Annotated in this window: 2 protein-coding genes; both read right to left on the bottom strand. The window is 34.9% G+C overall.

The window, feature by feature from the left end; all coding sequences use genetic code 11:
* On the bottom strand, positions 1-1,514 hold a 1,514-nt coding region (locus tag CHB81_RS26555), incomplete at its 3' end, for a condensation domain-containing protein (RefSeq protein ID WP_254921284.1).
* Between the two features lie 13 nt (positions 1,515-1,527).
* A partial coding sequence (locus CHB81_RS26550) for a non-ribosomal peptide synthetase (RefSeq protein ID WP_141130486.1) occupies positions 1,528-3,804 on the bottom strand: 2,277 nt, incomplete at its 5' end.

Genomic DNA, 3,804 nt, shown 5'->3' with positions numbered 1-3,804 from the left:
TTGCTTATTGGCTGCGTGATATTGTCTGCAATACTAACCAACAGCTCCTGATAATGCAATAGCATACGGTCAATCGTAGCCTTATCAAATAAAGCTGTACAATAATTTATTTCTAATGAAATGTTCTGATTCCCCTCTGATGCACTCAATATTAAATCAAATTGTGCAGTAACCATATCGAACTCATAATCTGAAATCACAATACCTTCTAAAATCTCCTCTTTTTCATTAGAGTTTTTAATATTATTTTTAAAATCAAACATCACTTGAAATAATGGTGTCATACTCATATCTCTAGTGATAGCTATTCGATCTACGACCTTCTCAAAAGGTGCCAGTTGATTGTCATAACCCTCTAAAGTTGTTTGTTTTACCATTGTTAATAGATCCTTGAAACTCAGATCGCCGCCTAAATCACTGCGAAGTGCTAAGGTGTTTACAAAAAAGCCAATCATTCCCTCTAACTCCGATTGGGTTCGATTTGCTATTGGGGTTCCTACACAAATATCATCCTGACCACTATAACGAGATAATAAGATCTTGAAAGCAGATAACAATAACATAAACAGCGTAACACCTTCTTCCTGACATATTGAATTTAGTGAAGTGCTTATTTTTTTGTCCAGCTCAAAAGAAATAGTCGCTCCTGCATTACTCTGTACAGAAGGTCGTGCATGATCCATTGGTAGTGACAAAGTACTTACGTCTCTTAATTTTGATTCCCAATAGGATAACTGATTCTCTAAAACAGCGCCTTCTAAATACTTGCGCTGCCAAATGGCATAATCTGCATATTGTAAACTAAGTTCCGGTAAAACTGCCTCGCGGCCAGACTGGAGAGCACTATACAGTTCCATAAACTCATGCACCAAAATTCCCTCTGACCATCCATCACTTGCAATATGATGGAAAATACAAGCCAGAACATGCTTCTCATTCCCTAATGTATATAAACACGCTCGCAGCTTGTAATCTTTTGATAAATCAAACGGTTTATTCAGATATGTATTTAAATGACTCCCTAGCAATTCTTCATCCGATACCACTTCTTGTTCCAAAAACCAATTTTCAGCCTCTATAACCTCCTGATATCCAATCCCATCTTCTGATAAAAGATTCGTACGTAATACTTCATGGCGCGAAACAATAGTTTGTAATGATTCTTCTAAAATTGAAATATTTAATGTTCCATCTAAACGTAACACAATGGGCATATTATATTCTGCACTACCACCCAACTGATCCAAAAACCATAATCTTTCCTGACTATATGATAGTGGGATTTTAGTAAAAGAATCCCTATTGTAAGGAGTAATCTTTTTTAATAATTCTTCTGTTGTATTTTCATCTTGATACTTCTTTAGATATTGAATAATTAATTCCTTATTATTTTTTATTTCCAAAAGTACTGTCGGGTCTATATTAGTATTTGATTTAACACTTAATAAATCACCTTTTAATACTAATTTTATTCCTTCTCTATTTAATCTTTGAAAAAAACTTGAAAATTCCATATGCCTTATTAAATTATAATTCAATGTTTATACTATAATCGTTTTTAGTATCATTGGAGTTGACTACTTTATAGATTATATATGATGCTAACTCTTCTACAGTATTAAATCTGAAAATGTTTCGAATAGACACTTCTATTGATAGTTCTTTACGTATCATAGACACCAAGCGGGTTGCTAATAAACTATGACCTCCCAATTCAAAGAAGTTATCATAAATTCCTACCTGATCAATCCCTAATAATTCTTGCCATATTTCTGCTAACTGCGCTTCCGTTTCGTTGCGTGGTGCTACATATTCTTTACTTGATAAATCTGAACTATCGGGATCCGGCAGTACATTTTTATTCAGCTTTCCATTAGTAGTTAATGGCATCGCATCTAAAGTCACCCATAATTGAGGAACCATATACTCTGGTAAACTTAGTTTTAATTGGTTTTGTAATCCTTCTTTATCGAAATCATCCTCAGGTACAACATAACCAACCAGACGCTTACTGCCAGCTGCATCTTCCTTAGCCAATACACAACACTGTGTTACTCCGGGTAAAGAAGACAAGACGTTTTCGATCTCGCCCAATTCTATACGGTGCCCCCTTATCTTAACCTGGTCGTCTTTTCTTCCTATACACTCAATATTACCATCGGGTAACCAACGTGCCAGATCGCCTGTTTTATAAATTCGTTCCCCTTCTTTAAATGGATTCTCTATAAATTTCTCATTAGTTAATTCTTCTCTGTTTAAATAACCTCGTGCTAACTGAACACCTCCTATACACAATTCTCCAATTACTCCTAATGGTACTATCTTATCATAATTATCTAATATGTATATCTTAACATTATCAGTCATTCGACCTATATTAACTTTTTGAAAACGATTTAATCTTTGAGCTGTCACCCAAATAGTAGCCTCCGTTGGACCATATAAATTCCAAACAAAATCACTTATAGAAGTAAGACTATCCTTTAAAGATTCCTTAATAGCTTCTCCTCCAGTCAAAATAGTAACGCCTTCTTTATTGTCCCAGTCATTATCAATAAGCATTTGCCAAGTTGATGGTGTTGCCTGCATAAAATCAGGACGGTAATCAGCTATAAAAGTTTGAAGTTTATCTGCATCTCTTATGGATATACTATCTACGACGATAACTTTAGCTCCTAATAATAAAGGAGTAAAAAATTCTAAATAAAAAATATCAAAAGTATATGTTGTTACTGAGAGAAATTTACTCAAACCACTCATTCCTAAACGATTAATCATACTTAATAAGAAATTAACTAAACTAGTATGAATAACAGGAACTCCTTTAGGAACACCTGTACTCCCCGAGGTGTAAATAACATATGCTAAATTAGAAGGTGATAATACAGGACTCAATTTTCTTTTAGAGCAGTCCGATATAACATCCCATTCACTGTCTAAAGATAAAATTGACAAACCTTCACGCTTATCTATAACTTTACGACTTAACTCACTGCTCAACACCAAATCAATATTAGCATCTGTAAGCATGTAATTTAAACGATCTTTTGGATACTCCGGATCGATTGGAACATAAGCTCCTCCTGATTTTAATATCCCCAGAATACCTACAAGCATCTCTAAACTTCGCTCCAGACAGATACCAACAAGATCATCCGGCTCTACGCCTTGTTCGCGTAAATAACGCCCCAACTGATTCGAGCGTTGATCTAATTCTTTATAAGTTAATTCCTCACCTTCATAAACAACCGCGATAGCGTCTGGTGTTCGTTTAACCTGTTCAGTGAATAAATCAACTACGGTCTTATCTTTTGGATGTGCGACATCTGTGTTATTAAAAACATCCAATAATTGATGTTCTTCTTCTTGGGTAAGCATCGATAAACTGCCCAAAGACTGGGAAATATCAACGACGATGTTTTTCAACAACTCTTGGTAATGTAACAGCATTCTATCGATTGTTGCTTTTTCGAACAAAGCAGTACTGTAATTTATATACAGTGAAGTTCCTTCATCTCCATCTGTTATGCTCAATGTCAAATCAAACTGTGTAGTAACCCTATCAAACTCGTAATCTGATATCAAAATATCCTCTAAATCTAATTTTTTATTAGTTGCTGAGCCATTCTGTAATATAAACATCACTTGAAACAACGGCGTCATACTCATATCACGAGTCGTAATCACCCGATCTACAACCTTTTCAAAAGGTGTTAACTGATGGTCATAACCTTCCAGAGTTGTTTGTTTTACTCTTGACAACAAATCTCTAAAACTCGGGTTGTCGCTCAAATCACTGCGAAG

This window comes from Flavobacterium sp. ov086, from assembly GCF_900187965.1.
Lineage (GTDB): Bacteria > Bacteroidota > Bacteroidia > Flavobacteriales > Flavobacteriaceae > Flavobacterium.
Note: the sequence above shows the minus strand (reverse complement) of the source record. Positions and strands in the feature narration are given on the sequence as shown.